The organism is Aquimarina spinulae, from assembly GCF_943373825.1.
GTDB classification, from domain to species: domain Bacteria; phylum Bacteroidota; class Bacteroidia; order Flavobacteriales; family Flavobacteriaceae; genus Aquimarina; species Aquimarina spinulae.
In genome coordinates this window covers 547,501-563,263 of the sequence record NZ_CALSBP010000002.1, presented here as the reverse complement: position 1 = coordinate 563,263, position 15,763 = coordinate 547,501, and the positions used below count along the sequence as shown (strand labels likewise).

Sequence of the window (15,763 nt, the reverse complement as noted above, 5' to 3'; positions counted from 1 at the left end):
GAGACTCTGATTTAAAAACGATTATTTAAGGTTTTTTAAAATTATCTGATTTGAACCGATTTGACCATAAAAAAGAATCTTTGTAAAAAATAGTGTGATTCTTAATTCATAATTCCTTTTTGAGCAAAAAAACAAGTTTTTATTCTCTTACAACTTTATCAATACCACTTATTTTTGAAAGGTTTTTCATAACCGTTTTTAGGGTATTCTTATTTTTGACACCTACCGTTATTTTACCAGTAAAAACACCGTCATTAGTATCAAAATTCATGTTATATATTGCAAGACTCATATTGTTTGAGATAATTTGTGTTACCTCATTTACTACACCGATATTATCGATACCATTTAGTCTTATTACAGCCTTAAATTCTTCCTGGCTAGAATCAATCCATTTCGCAGGAATAATACGATATGCATAGTTACTTTGTAGCTGTAGCGAATTTGGACAATTGTTTTTATGCACTTTTATGCCTTCATTAACCGTTATAAAACCAAAAACATCATCTCCAGGAATCGGATTACAACAATTAGATAATTTGTATTCTAGTTTTTCTGAATCTTTTCCAAAAACAAGCAAATCATATTTCGATGTAATTTCCTCCTTATTAACATCTTTAATGTTACCTCTTCGAATTCTATTTTTGATAAAATTCATAAAGACATTACTTCGAGTGGTAGCGAACTCTTTGATTTTTTGATTGTCAATAGTTCCTATACCTACTCTGTAAAATAGATCTAAACTTGTTTTAAGTTTAAAATAGAGTACAAGTTCATTAACAACTTTCTCGCTCATTGTTATTTTCTGGGAGCGAAGTTTACGTTTTAAAACGACTTTTCCGTCTTCGGCAATTTGTTTTTTCTCGTCTCGTAAAGCAGATTTAATTTTGGATCTTGCTCTTGCCGTAGTAGCATAATCCAACCAGCTAGAAGAAGGTTTTGATTTGGTCGAGGTAATGATTTCTACCTGATCACCACTTTTAAGCTCATGGCTTAGTGGTACTAATTTACCATTCACTCGAGCTCCTCTTGTTCTTAATCCAACCTCGGTATGTACACTAAAACCAAAATCGAGTGCAGTTGCTCCTTTTGGTAATGATTTTAAATCTCCTTCAGGTGTAAAGACAAATATTTCTTTTGCATAGAGATTTAATTTAAATTCTTCTACAAAATCTACAGCGTTTGTTTCAGAATTTTCTAATGCTTCCTGTAATCGATTAAGCCATCCATCTAACCCTTGATCATCTTTTTCTTCAGTATTTTTATATTTATAATGTGCTGCATATCCTTTTTCAGCAATTTCATGCATACGCTCACTGCGAATTTGTACTTCTACCCATTTGCTGTCTGGGCCGATAACGGTTATATGTAAGGCTTCGTAACCAGTAGACTTGGGTTGAGAGATCCAATCTCTTAAGCGAATAGGGTTTGGTCTGTAATAATCGGTTACTACAGTATATATTTTCCAGGCAATAAACTTTTCATTCTCTATATTATCAGACTTGTATATTATTCGTATGGCAAATTTGTCATACACTTCGTCGAATGAGATGTTTTGCTTTACCATTTTTCTACGAATCGAAAAAATGGATTTTGGCCTTCCTTTTATTTCATAATTTAATCCTTCTCTATCAAGACCTTCTCTAATCTGATCAGAGAATTTTTTGATATATTCATCTTGTTCTTCCTTACTCTCCTTTATTTTTTCCAGGATATCTTTATATACTTCGGGTTCGGTATATTTCAATCCCAGATCTTCTAATTCTGTTTTGATATTGTATAAACCAATTCGATGAGCCAGAGGGGCATATATATACAAAGTTTCGGATGCAATCTTTACCTGCTTATCTGGCCTCATAGCATCCATCGTTTGCATATTATGCAAGCGATCCGCAATTTTAATGATAATAACCCTTACGTCATCATTAAGGGTAAGAAGCATTTTTCTGAAATTCTCGGCTTGTAGAGAAATGTCTCTATCTTTTTTTAGAGAAGAAATTTTGGTAAGGCCATCTACAATACGAGCTACTGTTTCACCAAACATTTGCTCAATATCTACTAGAGTATATTCTGTGTCTTCTACAACATCATGAAGTAATGCCGCAGCAATTGATGTAGCATCCAGTCCAATTTCACTAGCTACAATTTTTGCTACCGCAATAGGATGAAAAATGTAGGCTTCACCACTTTTACGACGTTGATCTTTATGGGCATCAACAGCAATATCAAACGCCTGTCGTATAAGTGTCTTATCCTCTTTAGTAAGATCTCTATAACTAATACGAAGCAATTCTTTGTATTGCTTAGCAATCTGTTTATTTTCTTTATCTATAGCAGCTTCAGTCATAACATAAAGTTTTTTAAGAAAGCCCTATTAAGTATCGCGTGTGATATCCCCTACGTAATATTAACCGACAAAATTGTGCCTTGAGATTAATGATTAAACTATATTTTTTGTCATTAATAATTAAAAATACAATTAAGAAATGTAACCACCAAGTCTTGAGTAAGGGATTTATTTTCTGAGATTTTTAATTCTTTGTAAAAGAGTAGGATGCGAGTAATGAATAAATACCATAGCAGGATGAGGGGTTAAGTTGCTAAGGTTGTTTTTTGAAAGTTTTTTTAAACTATTAATTAAAGCTTCATTATTATAAGTTTCTTTTGCATAGTTATCTGCCTGATATTCGAAAGCTCTAGAAACTATATTCATTATTAATCCGGTTATTTCTGAAATCGGACTATACAAAATTCCAAAAGCTATAAGTCCAATATGAAACGAAGGAGTTGCTACTCCTAGTGCCTCAGATAGGAGTGGATTTGCTATAAAAAGCGATAAAAACCATAATGTTAATCCGGTAAGTGCAATAGATAAAAACAAATTAACGATCACATGCCTTTTTTTATAATGCCCGACTTCGTGAGCTAATACGGCCACAATCTCTTCGTTATCAAGATCATTAATCAATGTGTCATAAAGAGTGATCCTTTTTTCGCTACCAAAACCAGAAAAGTAAGCATTTGCTTTAGTACTTCTTTTAGAACCATCAATAACAAAAATATCTTTTAACTGAAAACCAACTTTCTTAGAATAAGCTTCAATCGTATTTCTTAGTTCTCCTGGTTCTAAAGGAGTTTGTTTATTAAAAATTGGAACAATAAGTTTTGCATAAAACATATTCATTGCCAATGTAAATATAGATACTAAGGTCCAGGCATACACCCAAAAAGAGCTTCCTGTAATTTGGTAAAACCATATAATCAATGCCAAAAGTCCTCCGCCGACAATTATCATCATTATGATGCTTTTCATTTTATCAATAAAAAAGGTTTTTGTAGTGGTTTTGTTGAAACCAAATTTTTCTTCAATAACAAAAATTTTATAGTAAGTAGCAGGAGTAGAGAGAATATCACTACCAATCATTATAATTCCAAAAAAAAGAAGACCAACTATAATTGAATTATCTGAAATACTCCTTGATATAGTATCAACTAAGGCAAATCCATCTAAAAAGAAAAATGCAAGCATTATGCACAATGAAATAGTAGAGGAAACTAATTTAAATTTAAAATTAGCTTCTTTGTATGCTATGGATTTCTGATATTCTTCTTCAGGGTAAACGTCTGTAAGTTCTTCGGGAATCTGATTGTTATAGTGTCTAGAATTAAGGATGTCTAATAGAGAGTCTATTAGAAATACAATAATGATAATAGCTATTAATAAGTAAAAAAGGGAACTGGGGGTCATTGGTTTAGAGCAATTAGTAGTTTAAAGATTTGGGATATGTAGGAAACGGTAAGGTAATGATTTTTAATTGATTTTCAGTACTATTTTTAATCTTTTAGCCCGCAAACCCTCGTTGGCGTTTTGCTTCAAAAATGAGAATTCCAGCAGCAACCGAAACATTCATTGAGTCGATTACACCGCTCATTGGTATTTTAATATTTTGAGTTGCACTTTCTAAGAAAATATCACTTAATCCCGTAGCTTCAGTACCAACCACTATAGCAGTGGGTCTGGTATAATCCTGAGTGTGATAATCTACAGATTTTTGTAATGCGGCACCATAGATATTGATATTGTGCTTTTTTAAGAAATCTATAATAGCTGCAGAAGATCCGGTTGCAATATTGTTGGTAAATATACATCCAACGCTAGATCGTATGATGTTGGGATTGTATATATCAGTTTTTGGGTTTGCAATAAAAACCGCATCTAATTGTGCAGCATCTGCGGTACGTAATAAAGCGCCTATGTTACCAGGTTTTTCTGGAGATTCAGCTACAAGAATTAAAGAGTTTTTTGATGATAAGGTAAAATTTTTGATATCATTATCTTTTGAAATAGCCACCGCTAAAACTCCTTCGGTTGTGGTTCTATAGGCCAGTTTTTGATAGATTTCTAAAGTAATTTCAAACAATTCAATTTGATGTTGAGAAGAGGTAAGTAGTGCCGAAATTTCTTTAAACGAAATAATAGAAGAACAATAATAAAGTTGAGTAATTGTATACCTTCCTTGTATAGCTAATGTAATTTCACGTTTACCTTCAATAATAAAATGTTTTTCTCTTTTGCGAACTCTTGATTTTTCTTTAAGCTGATTAAGAAATTTTATTTTATCATTCTGAAGACTTTTTATTTGGTTTTGCATAAACGCAAAGATAATAATAGCGAATAAAAAAGTGTTTTCTTTTTTCTGTATTTAAGAAGGGAAATCTTGGATGTACTTATTGATTTCTTTGATGATTTTAGAGTAGGATTGATTTAGTTCTATAAAGTATTCTTTGAGCAGGCTAAATTCTAACTTTTCTTTTGATGAATATTCTATTTTTTGTAGAATATCTGTTTCATTTTTTAAACCAATAGTTTTAAAACTAGATTTAAGTTTGTGAGCAGTTTCTCGCGTAATATCCCAATTTTTTTCTTCAATTGCCTGTTTTAGTTTTTGGTAATCTTTTGGAGTTTCATCAATGAATATTTGTAAAACTCCTTGAATAATTTCGATATCATTATCAAAAGTCTTTTTTAGAAAGGACAGGTCACAGAATTTTTTAACTTCTGAAGATGTTGGTTTATCTGCACTAACAGAAGTAGTGGTATCGTTTTGTATGTTTTTAGATAAAATACTTAATAGTATCTCTTCAAGAGCCTGTTCGCTTAATGGTTTAGTGAGATAAAAATTCATTCCCGATTCTATTGCTTTCTTTTTTGATTCTGGGAACACATCTGCCGAGCAAGCTATTATAGGTATTTTGTTAATCTTATCATCATCAGAGTTTCTTATGATTTCTGTAGTTTCGGGGCCATCCATTACTGGCATATGCATGTCCATAAGTATTAGATCATAGGTGAAGTTTTTAAGTTTTTCTAATGCAATCATTCCATTATCTGCAATATGTGCATCTATATGCCAATTAGAGAATAATTGCTTTATAAAAAACTGGTTCATTTTGTTGTCTTCAACTACCAGTACTGTCACTCCAGATAGGTTATGGTTGTTTTCAGACATAGTAGTGTGTTTCCTATTTATTTCTGTAGATCTAAAATTACTTTTGGCGTATGTAATAGAGAAATCAAAAGTTGATCCTGCTCCTGGTTTACTTTCGGCTTTAAGTACTCCTCCTTGTAACTCGATAAGTTGTTTAGAGATTGAGAGACCAAGCCCCGTTCCTTCGATTTTATTTTTTCCTGGCTTATGTACCTGGTAAAAACTTTCGAAAATATTCTTAAGTTTATCTTTAGGGATACCAACTCCTGTATCTTTTACAGAAAAATTAATAGTAATTCCTTCTGTGCTTGATTTTTCTGTTTTTACCTGTATCGTTATCTCACCAGTTTGTGTAAATTTTATAGCATTACCTATTAGGTTGATTAGAATTTGATTTAACCTAAGTTGATCTCCAATAATAAATTTAGGTACAGAAGGATCAATAAGCATGGTGTACTTTAAACCTTTTTCGTCTGCTTTTATTTTAAAACCACGTGAGATGTTAGTAATTAATTCTTTAAGGCTAAAATCTGTATTGTGTAATGTGAGTTTTCCAGCTTCAATTTTAGAGAAATCGAGAATGTCGTTGATTAATATCAAAAGATTTTCGGCAGAAAACTGAATTCCATCCAGGTTTTTTTTATCTATATGGGGATTACTAAAATCACTCTTTTGTAAAATACCTGTAAGTCCCAAAATAACATTAAGAGGAGTCCTGATTTCGTGACTCATATTAGACAAAAAAACGGTCTTTGCTTTAGTAGATTTCTCTGCTATAACCTTGGCTTCTCTAATTTCGTTATCAATAATCTTTCGATTGGTGATATCTCTAAAAAAACCATTGAAAAGATAGTCATCTTTGGTTTCAATTGCAATAACAGTAAGTTCTATATATACAATAGAACCATTTTTCCTGTTTACAGAGGTTTCTACTCTTTTATTGATCAGTTCATCATCTCCGGTTTGTATATAATTACTAAAACTTCTTTTTAGTTCTTGTCTAAGTTTATACGGGACTAATGAATAGATACTGTATCCAATCGTTTCCTCTCTTTTTAGCTCTAGTATATTCTCTGCCTGTTTATTCCAATTCAATACAATTCCTTTGCTATTTACTAAAACCACACCATCCATTGCCGTTTCTAATATGGTTGTATTTAAATGTTCGCTATATTTTAATTCTTCCTCTACTTTTTTTCTTTCTACAACTTCTTTGGTAAGTCTTTCGTTAATTTCTTCTAAACTATAAAGCTGTTTCTGCAGCATCTTATGCATTTGTTGTTTACTAGGAAAGTTGATCAGGTCCTTAGCAAGGATTTCTTCGGGAATTACATTTAGCGTTGCAGTAAATGAATCTAATAAATGATAAGATTGAAAATGTTTTTTATAAATAAGTAAATAGATATTGGTGATTGCATTTATACCTAAGCTATTTTTGATTTTAAGAAAAATCTGATTAGAAAAATCTAATAGATTTTTTCTCTCCTTGATCAGGTCAATAGTGCGAAAATTATATGGTGTATCCAGGTATTTTTTGATATAAATAATTTTAGAATCATTATAGCTACCAATAAGTTCTGAAGATTTCTCTAATACGTTAGAGAGAAAAACTTTACACAAGATTAATTCTTGCTCTTTTAATGGGTCGAATATTAACTTGAAGGATGTATGCTTGAATAGTGAATTATATCGTTCTATAATTTGATTACGTACAAATTGTTTACTAGGCCGTCGTATTGCATTTTTTTCTGTAATATATTCTTCTAGGAATAAGTATAATTCTGGTAAAAACTCAATTTTTTTTACATAAGAAAAATCTCTAAAAGCTTTTACTTTTATTTTTAGATTAGAAGTATTTTTGGATATGTCGATCTCTTTCCAAAGAAAATCAATTAGATCAATAATTTCTTGCTCTTCTTGGCTTTTTTTTGGACTGGTTTTCTTAGCGGTCGTTATTCTTTTAAACCATTTTAAGATCATCTAGGGTCATATTTTGCTGGCTTTATATATTTTATAAAAACCTAATGCCGATAAACCCCATGTAAGAATTAGTGCGATAAACCAAATGTAGTTGCCAAAAGTATCTCCAAATATATTCTTGAAAATATTATAGCCAAAGATATGAGCAATTTGCATATGAAGATGTCCGAGAGCCATAACTACAAACCCCCAAGCAAGTAGTGTCATTCCCGATCCAAATTTTCCGCCTTTTAACTTTGTAGCCGTAAGAAAACTAAATATAAGTGCAATGGCCAGAAAAGGCATTTCTAAAAGACCAAAAATTTGTTCTGCTCCTAAATCGCTAGGGTTAGAATGTGCACTATGATCTTGCGCCAATAATCCCTGACTCACTAAAAGTAATACTGATATAATCAAAAAGTGTTTTTTTTTTCATATCTATTCGGTTTTCTTAAAAGTAATGAAAAAATACCAATCCACATTCTTTTTAATGGATTAAATACTGTTTTTGACGATGAAATACAGCGCTTCGTAAATGTTAGAGATAAAAAAAATCCTGCTTCAAAAGCAGGATTTTTTATAAATGAGATTGTATTGTTTTACTAAAAGAATTACTTTACTTTTTCTACAATTGCTTGAAAAGCTTCTGGGTTGTTCATCGCTAAATCGGCAAGAACCTTACGGTTTAATTCGATATTATTAGCTTTTACTTTTCCCATAAATTGAGAATAAGACATACCATGTAAACGGGCACCCGCATTAATACGAGTAATCCATAATCCACGGAAAGTTCTCTTTTTTGCTTTACGGTCTCTATACGAGTATTGCATCGCTTTATCAACCGCATTTTTTGCTACTGTCCAAACGTTTTTACGACGTCCGAAATAACCTTTTGCTTGCTTAAGAACTTTTTTTCTTCTAGCTCTTTTTGCAACTGAATTTACTGATCTTGGCATAATTTAAATTTTTTAGTAGTAGGCGGTCGATAATCGACTCTTGATCATTTAAATTTTATTTCTTAATTCGAAAATTATTAATCTAAAATTATGTAGGCCTAACTCCTGGGTTTATACTAATTCTAACCTGATTAAAAAAAATTACTTTAAACGTAATTGTTCTTTAATACTATTTTCATCGCTTTTATGCACTAATGTTGCGTGCGTTAAAGCAAGCTTACGCTTTTTAGATTTTTTTGTCAAAATATGACTCTTAAAAGCGTGCTTTCTTTTGATTTTACCAGTACCGGTAAGCTTAAAACGCTTTTTTGCACTGGATTTTGTTTTCATTTTAGGCATTGTATCCTTGTTTTTATAATCTCACTTATTATCTTAATAACTCTTTTTGACAAGAGTTTCTTATTTTTTTGGAGCGATAAACATAATCATTCGTTTACCTTCAAGTTTTGGCATTTGCTCTACTTTGCCATACTCTTCTAGTTCTTGCGCTAACCTAAGTAGTAGAATTTGACCTTGATCTTTGTATATGATTGAACGTCCTTTAAAAAAGACATAAGCTTTTAATTTGGCTCCTTCTGATAAAAACTTAATAGCATGCTTTTTCTTGAACTCATAATCATGCTCATCTGTGTTAGGGCCAAATCTAATTTCTTTAATAACAACCTTAGTGGCCTTTGATTTTAAGGCTTTGTCTCTTTTCTTCTGTTCATAAAGGAATTTCTTATAATCCATTATTTTACAAACAGGAGGCACTGCTTTAGGCGAAATTTCTACAAGATCAAGTTCTTGCTCCTCAGCAAGTTGTAGCGCTTTTTTTGTTGGGTAAACACCAACTTCTACATTGTCACCCACAAGACGCACTTCATCAACACGAATTTTATGATTGATTCTGTGTGCATCTTCTTTGATTACTCTTAGTGGTTTTTGAGACCTTCTTCTTCTTATTGCTATGACTTAAAATTTTAAATTAAACTTAATTTTATCGTTATCCATTAAACGGCTTTAGCGTTTTATTAATTTCTTCTTTTATTATTTTAGAAAACTCTTCAATTGATATAGCTCCTAAATCTTCACCACCATGTTTTCGAACCGATATGGTGTTATCTCTCTCTTCTTGTTCCCCTACAATGATAATATAAGGAAATTTATTCATTTCTGCCTCTCTAATCTTTTTACCTATTGTTTCATTTCTATGATCAGCAAGGGCGCGAATTTCGTCATTTTCTAACAAATTTAAAACTTTTTCAGAGTATTTTTCATATTTCTCACTGATAGAGAGTATAATAGCTTGCTCTGGCATTAGCCACAGAGGGAAATTACCTCCTGTGTGTTCTAACAAGATAGCAATAAACCTCTCCAAACTACCAAAAGGAGCTCTATGAATCATTACAGGTCTGTGTAATTCGTTATCACTGCCTTTATATGTAAGATCAAAACGCTCTGGGAGGTTATAATCTACCTGTATGGTTCCTAATTGCCAATTTCTTCCTAATGCATCTTTTACCATAAAATCGAGCTTAGGACCATAAAAAGCAGCTTCTCCACTTTCGATTATATAATTTAATCCTTTATCTTTTGCAGCATTTATAATGGCATTTTCTGCTTTTTCCCAATTTTCGACATCTCCAATATATTTATCCGGTTTTTCTAAGTCTCTTACAGATACTTGTGCTGTAAAGTTTTCAAAACCTAAAGATCCAAAAACATATAAAACCAAATCAATTACTTTTTTAAACTCTAGATCTAATTGATCAGGAGTACAAAAAATATGAGCATCATCCTGAGTAAAACCTCTTACACGAGTAAGTCCATGAAGCTCTCCACTTTGTTCATACCTGTATACAGTGCCAAACTCGGCATATCGTTTAGGTAGATCTCTATACGACCATGGTCCACTATTATATATCTCACAATGATGAGGGCAATTCATTGGTTTTAGTAGGAATTCCTCACCTTCAGCAGGAGTATTGATAGGTTGGAAGCTATCTTCGCCGTATTTTGCATAATGACCAGAAGTGACATACAATTCTTTCTGACCAATATGTGGTGTGACTACCATTTCATAACCAGCTTTCTTTTGTGCTTTTTTCAAAAACTGTTCCAAACGATCACGCAAAGCAGCTCCTTTGGGAAGCCAAAGCGGCAATCCCTGACCAACTTTTTGAGAAAAAGTAAAAAGCTCAAGTTCTTTACCTAGTTTTCTGTGATCACGTTTTTTTGCTTCTTCAAGTAATTCTAAATATTCTTTTAGCTCTTTTTGCTTCGGAAAAGAAGTTCCGTAAACCCTCGTTAATTGTTTGTTATTCTCATCACCACGCCAATATGCACCTGCAACACTCATGATTTTTACAGCTTTAATAAGCCCGGTGTTAGGGATGTGTCCTCCTCGGCATAAATCAGTAAAAGTATCATGATCACAAAATGTTATTGTGCCATCTTCTAGGTTTTCAATTAATTCTACCTTATACTCATTATTTTCTTCTTTGTATTTAGCTAAGGCATCAGCTTTAGAAATAGACCTCATTTTAAAATCATGTTTTCCTCTTGCGATTTCAAGCATTTTATCTTCGATTGCTTTAAAATCTTTTTCAGAAATAACTTGATCTCCCAGATCTACATCATAATAGAACCCGTTATCTATAGCTGGACCAATAGATAACTTAACTCCGGGGTATAATTCTTCAAGAGCTTGGGCAAGGACATGAGATGTAGAATGTCTAAATGCTGTTTTACCTTCATCATCTCTCCATGTAAACAAAACTAGGTTGCCATCTGTGGTTAATTTTGTGGAGGTTTCGATAGTAGTTCCGTTAAATTTTGCAGAAATTACATTTCTGGCAAAACCTTCACTAATATCTTTTGCAACATCCATAGCAGTAACTTCGCTATTGTACTCTCTAATCGAACCATCTGGTAACGTAATCTTGATCATCTTTTTCTAATTAAAGGGGTAAAGATAATACGATAATAAAATCCATACAATATATATAAGATATAATTTAGTAGATTAATATTGTAGTAGAGGTATAGAGTAGGGTATTGTTGATTTTTATTGGGTTTCTGCGGTACTTTTGTAATATCAGTTATGATTATCTAATGAAGAGTTCTAATGTTGTTTATACTTTTTATGTTCATGTAAAGTTTGTGATATCAGAGTGTTAAAAAAAAGTTTCAAAATAGTTACCAAATTTTGTTGATAGAAGGAAAAAGGATTGTATGTTTGCACCCGCAAAACGGGATAATGTTTTGTGAGTTCATTGAGAGGTTTGTTTTTGGTTTTATAGTTAAGAAAAAGTTTTAAAAACTTTATTAAAAAAATCTTGTCAGAATAAAAAAGGGTTGTATGTTTGCGCCCGCAAAACGGGATATTGTTTTGTATGTTCATTGAGATTGGATTAGAGGATTAAGTAGGGTTGATTTTTTTTAAAAATAATTCACAAAAAGTTTTGCTAATAATAAAAGGGGTTATATATTTGCACCCGCTTAGAGAAACAGCACAAGTTCATAAAAAACAGTAGTAATGGTTTAGGGTGTTTTAGTTAACATTTATGGGGTTCGATTCCTTATTTACGATCTATAATTAATAGCGATGAAGATTGCTTTATTAATTAAACGAAGTTCATAGACATATTGATTGACAGCGCGTATAAAGCTAGAGATAGTTTATACAGAGAATAAAGACTAGAGACATATTGAGATACGATTATAATTCCGTTGTATTGTTTTGAATAATATTTAAAGACAAACGATGAAGAGTTTGATCCTGGCTCAGGATGAACGCTAGCGGCAGGCTTAACACATGCAAGTCGAGGGGTAACAGGAGTGCTTGCACTCGCTGACGACCGGCGCACGGGTGCGTAACGCGTATAGTACCTACCTTATAGTAAGGGATAGCCCAGAGAAATTTGGATTAATACCTTATAGTATCTTAAGTGAGCCTTCACTAAGGATTAAAGATTTATCGCTATAAGATGGCTATGCGTTCTATTAGCTAGTTGGTATGGTAACGGCATACCAAGGCTACGATAGATAGGGGTCCTGAGAGGGAGATCCCCCACACTGGTACTGAGACACGGACCAGACTCCTACGGGAGGCAGCAGTGAGGAATATTGGACAATGGAGGCAACTCTGATCCAGCCATGCCGCGTGTAGGAAGACTGCCCTATGGGTTGTAAACTACTTTTATAGAGGAAGAAACCATTCCACGTGTGGAATGCTGACGGTACTCTACGAATAAGGATCGGCTAACTCCGTGCCAGCAGCCGCGGTAATACGGAGGATCCAAGCGTTATCCGGAATCATTGGGTTTAAAGGGTCCGTAGGCGGTTTAGTAAGTCAGTGGTGAAAGTTTTCGGCTCAACCGGAAAATTGCCATTGATACTGCAAGACTTGAATTATTGTGAAGTGGTTAGAATGTGTAGTGTAGCGGTGAAATGCATAGATATTACACAGAATACCGATTGCGAAGGCAGATCACTAACAATTAATTGACGCTAAGGGACGAAAGCGTGGGTAGCGAACAGGATTAGATACCCTGGTAGTCCACGCCGTAAACGATGGTTACTAGCTGTTCGGACTTCGGTCTGAGTGGCTAAGCGAAAGTGATAAGTAACCCACCTGGGGAGTACGTTCGCAAGAATGAAACTCAAAGGAATTGACGGGGGCCCGCACAAGCGGTGGAGCATGTGGTTTAATTCGATGATACGCGAGGAACCTTACCAGGGCTTAAATGTAGATTGACAGGTTTAGAGATAGACTTTTCTTCGGACAATTTACAAGGTGCTGCATGGTTGTCGTCAGCTCGTGCCGTGAGGTGTCAGGTTAAGTCCTATAACGAGCGCAACCCCTGTTGTTAGTTGCCAGCGAGTCATGTCGGGAACTCTAGCAAGACTGCCGGTGCAAACCGCGAGGAAGGTGGGGATGACGTCAAATCATCACGGCCCTTACGTCCTGGGCCACACACGTGCTACAATGGCCGGTACAGAGAGCAGCCACTATGTGAATAGGAGCGAATCTATAAAGCCGGTCACAGTTCGGATCGGAGTCTGCAACTCGACTCCGTGAAGCTGGAATCGCTAGTAATCGGATATCAGCCATGATCCGGTGAATACGTTCCCGGGCCTTGTACACACCGCCCGTCAAGCCATGGAAGCTGGGAGTACCTGAAGTCCGTCACCGTTTAGGAGCGGCCTAGGGTAAAACTGGTAACTGGGGCTAAGTCGTAACAAGGTAGCCGTACCGGAAGGTGCGGCTGGAACACCTCCTTTCTAGAGATTTCCTTTTATAAGGAAACCAAGAAATGATACGATGGAATGTATCTTAGTTGTTTTTAGTCTTTATGCTGTTAATTAATTATTTAGTTGTTAGTTTTTGGTTGTTAGTTGATTGTTTCAACGATCAACAATTAACCACCAACACACAACTATGAAGAAGTCTCATAGCTCAGCTGGTTAGAGCGCTACACTGATAATGTAGAGGTCGGCAGTTCGAGTCTGCCTGAGACTACAAGTCGAAAGACAGACAAGAAGTTTATCCTGAGTTTATCGAAGGGAGTCTGGCTGAGACTACGATTTTAATTAGTGATTCATGATTTAGAATTACGGATTAAAAACTAAGTTCATATTATATTGAAAGGAAATTCTAGGAGTTAGCGTTCACGTTAAGAAAGTAGGAGTTATGTTAAAGTTCTAACAACTATTAACTGATAACTAACAACTAATACGGGGGATTAGCTCAGCTGGCTAGAGCGCCTGCCTTGCACGCAGGAGGTCATCGGTTCGACTCCGATATTCTCCACGATTCTTTAGGTATAAGTATTGATAGATTATAAAGCACAGGATTCATGAAATGAAATAGTCTTTATATTCATTGATTTTATATTGTTATTAAGAAAAACGTTCATTGACATATTGATTTAAAAATACGAGCATTAATTGTTTACAATTAATGAACATAAAAGAGGTTGATACTAATTTAGTTACTTTATTAGTATCGGCAAAAACTAAAAGAGCAAGTTAAAGCAAGACGCATAAGCTAATTAAGGGCGTATGGGGAATGCCTAGGCTCTCAGAGGCGAAGAAGGACGTGATAAGCTGCGAAAAGCTACGGGGACAGGCACATACTGATTGATCCGTAGATATCCGAATGGGGCAACCCACTATATTGAAGATATAGTATCCTTTCGAGGAGGCGAACCCGGAGAACTGAAACATCTAAGTACCCGGAGGAGAAGAAAACAAAAGTGATTCCGTTAGTAGTGGCGAGCGAACGCGGATTAGCCCAAACCTGTATTGTTACGGCAATGCAGGGGTTGTAGGACTACAATATAAGATATGTAATGAATTAGAATCCTTTGGAAAGAGGAGCCATAGACAGTGATAGCCTGGTATAAGTAAAGCACATTGATTTAGTAGTATCCTGAGTAGTGCGGGACACGTGTAATCCTGTATGAATCTGGCGGGACCATCCGTTAAGGCTAAATACTCCTGAGAGACCGATAGTGAACCAGTACCGTGAGGGAAAGGTGAAAAGAACCCTGAATAAGGGAGTGAAAAAGATCCTGAAACCATACGCTTACAAGCGGTCGGAGCGCATTTATGTGTGACGGCGTGCCTTTTGCATAATGAGCCTACGAGTTACTTTTACTAGCAAGGTTAAGATGTTCAGCATCGGATCCGTAGCGAAAGCGAGTCTGAATAGGGCGATTAAGTTAGTAGTAGTAGACGCGAAACCGTGTGATCTACCCTTGGGCAGGTTGAAGCTTTGTTAATCCAAAGTGGAGGACCGAACCCGTTGACGTTGAAAAGTCTTGGGATGACCTGAGGGTAGGGGTGAAAGGCCAATCAAACTCGGAAATAGCTCGTACTCCCCGAAATGCATTTAGGTGCAGCGTTGGTATAGTTTTATAGAGGTAGAGCTACTGATTGGATGCGGGGGCTTCACCGCCTACCAATTCCTGACAAACTCCGAATGCTATAAAATGTTTACCAGCAGTGAGGGCATGGGTGCTAAGGTCCATGTCCGAGAGGGAAAGAACCCAGACCATCAGCTAAGGTCCCAAAATATATGCTAAGTTGAAAAAACGCGGTTGAACTGCTTAGACAGCTAGGATGTTGGCTTGGAAGCAGCCATTCATTTAAAGAGTGCGTAACAGCTCACTAGTCGAGCGGTTCGGCATGGATAATAATCGGGCATAAGCATATTACCGAAGCTATGGCCTCCAACTAGTTTGGAGGGGTAGGGGAGCATTGTAGTGACGTTGAAGGTGTACTGTGAGGTATGCTGGAGTATCTACAAAAGAAAATGTAGGCATAAGTAACGATAATGCGGGCGAGAAACCCGCACACCGAAAGACTAAG

The 15,763-nt window shown here is 34.9% G+C and carries 9 protein-coding genes, 2 tRNA genes and 2 rRNA genes (1 of these 13 cut by a window edge); 4 read left to right on the top strand and 9 right to left on the bottom strand.

What is annotated here, in order from left to right; genetic code table 11:
• Positions 1–139: 139 nt before the first annotated feature.
• The 9 genes from NNH57_RS08085 to thrS all read right to left on the bottom strand — a co-directional run bounded on the left by NNH57_RS08085 (position 140) and on the right by thrS (position 11,336).
• Positions 140–2,347, bottom strand: a complete 2,208-nt coding sequence (locus NNH57_RS08085) for a RelA/SpoT family protein (protein WP_074408609.1) — start codon at positions 2,345–2,347, stop codon at positions 140–142.
• A 168-nt stretch (positions 2,348–2,515) separates the two neighbouring features.
• Complete coding sequence (locus tag NNH57_RS08080) at positions 2,516–3,748, bottom strand: M48 family metallopeptidase (protein WP_108807848.1); 1,233 nt, start codon at positions 3,746–3,748, stop codon at positions 2,516–2,518.
• A gap of 94 nt (positions 3,749–3,842) precedes the next feature.
• Entirely contained in the window at positions 3,843–4,652 is an 810-nt protein-coding gene (locus tag NNH57_RS08075) for a TrmH family RNA methyltransferase (RefSeq protein ID WP_108807849.1), read from the bottom strand.
• A 51-nt stretch (positions 4,653–4,703) separates the two neighbouring features.
• Positions 4,704–7,469: a hybrid sensor histidine kinase/response regulator gene (locus NNH57_RS08070; protein WP_074408606.1), complete on the bottom strand. Its 2,766-nt coding sequence runs from the start codon at positions 7,467–7,469 to the stop codon at positions 4,704–4,706.
• Between the two features lie 6 nt (positions 7,470–7,475).
• Entirely contained in the window at positions 7,476–7,865 is a 390-nt protein-coding gene (locus NNH57_RS08065) for a hypothetical protein (RefSeq protein ID WP_254504141.1), read from the bottom strand.
• Positions 7,866–8,059: 194 nt separating this feature from the next.
• Positions 8,060–8,404: a 50S ribosomal protein L20 gene (gene rplT / locus NNH57_RS08060; RefSeq protein WP_108807850.1), complete on the bottom strand. Its 345-nt coding sequence runs from the start codon at positions 8,402–8,404 to the stop codon at positions 8,060–8,062.
• Positions 8,405–8,545: 141 nt separating this feature from the next.
• Positions 8,546–8,743 carry a 50S ribosomal protein L35 gene (rpmI, locus tag NNH57_RS08055; protein ID WP_024771193.1) on the bottom strand — a complete coding sequence of 66 codons (198 nt, stop codon included), beginning with the start codon at positions 8,741–8,743 and terminating at the stop codon, positions 8,546–8,548.
• 60 nt (positions 8,744–8,803) lie between these two features.
• A complete protein-coding gene (infC, locus tag NNH57_RS08050) occupies positions 8,804–9,313 on the bottom strand; it encodes a translation initiation factor IF-3 (RefSeq protein WP_074408604.1) in 510 nt (169 codons plus the stop codon).
• Between the two features lie 76 nt (positions 9,314–9,389).
• Entirely contained in the window at positions 9,390–11,336 is a 1,947-nt protein-coding gene (thrS, locus tag NNH57_RS08045) for a threonine--tRNA ligase (RefSeq protein ID WP_108807851.1), read from the bottom strand.
• 813 nt (positions 11,337–12,149) lie between these two features.
• Here thrS and NNH57_RS08040 point away from each other — a divergent pair.
• The 4 genes from NNH57_RS08040 to NNH57_RS08025 form a co-directional block, all read left to right on the top strand.
• Positions 12,150–13,672, top strand: a 16S ribosomal RNA gene (locus NNH57_RS08040).
• A 164-nt stretch (positions 13,673–13,836) separates the two neighbouring features.
• Positions 13,837–13,910 (top strand) — tRNA-Ile (locus NNH57_RS08035).
• Between the two features lie 217 nt (positions 13,911–14,127).
• Positions 14,128–14,201 (top strand) — tRNA-Ala (locus tag NNH57_RS08030).
• A 230-nt stretch (positions 14,202–14,431) separates the two neighbouring features.
• Positions 14,432–15,763: ribosomal RNA gene (locus tag NNH57_RS08025) — 23S ribosomal RNA — on the top strand; it runs 1,495 nt beyond the window's last position.
• The 16S and 23S rRNA genes sit together here with 2 tRNA genes alongside, the layout of an rRNA operon.

What these genes read in the sequence shown, in the direction of transcription:
- NNH57_RS08085 (WP_074408609.1), bottom strand. Translation starts at nt 2,347, where the DNA reads ATGACTGAAGCTGCTATAGATAAAGAAAATAAACAGATTGCTAAGCAA.
- NNH57_RS08080 (WP_108807848.1), bottom strand. Translation starts at nt 3,748, where the DNA reads ATGACCCCCAGTTCCCTTTTTTACTTATTAATAGCTATTATCATTATT.
- NNH57_RS08075 (WP_108807849.1), bottom strand. Translation starts at nt 4,652, where the DNA reads ATGCAAAACCAAATAAAAAGTCTTCAGAATGATAAAATAAAATTTCTT.
- NNH57_RS08070 (WP_074408606.1), bottom strand. Translation starts at nt 7,469, where the DNA reads ATGATCTTAAAATGGTTTAAAAGAATAACGACCGCTAAGAAAACCAGT.
- rplT (WP_108807850.1), bottom strand. Translation starts at nt 8,404, where the DNA reads ATGCCAAGATCAGTAAATTCAGTTGCAAAAAGAGCTAGAAGAAAAAAA.
- rpmI (WP_024771193.1), bottom strand. Translation starts at nt 8,743, where the DNA reads ATGCCTAAAATGAAAACAAAATCCAGTGCAAAAAAGCGTTTTAAGCTT.
- thrS (WP_108807851.1), bottom strand. Translation starts at nt 11,336, where the DNA reads ATGATCAAGATTACGTTACCAGATGGTTCGATTAGAGAGTACAATAGC.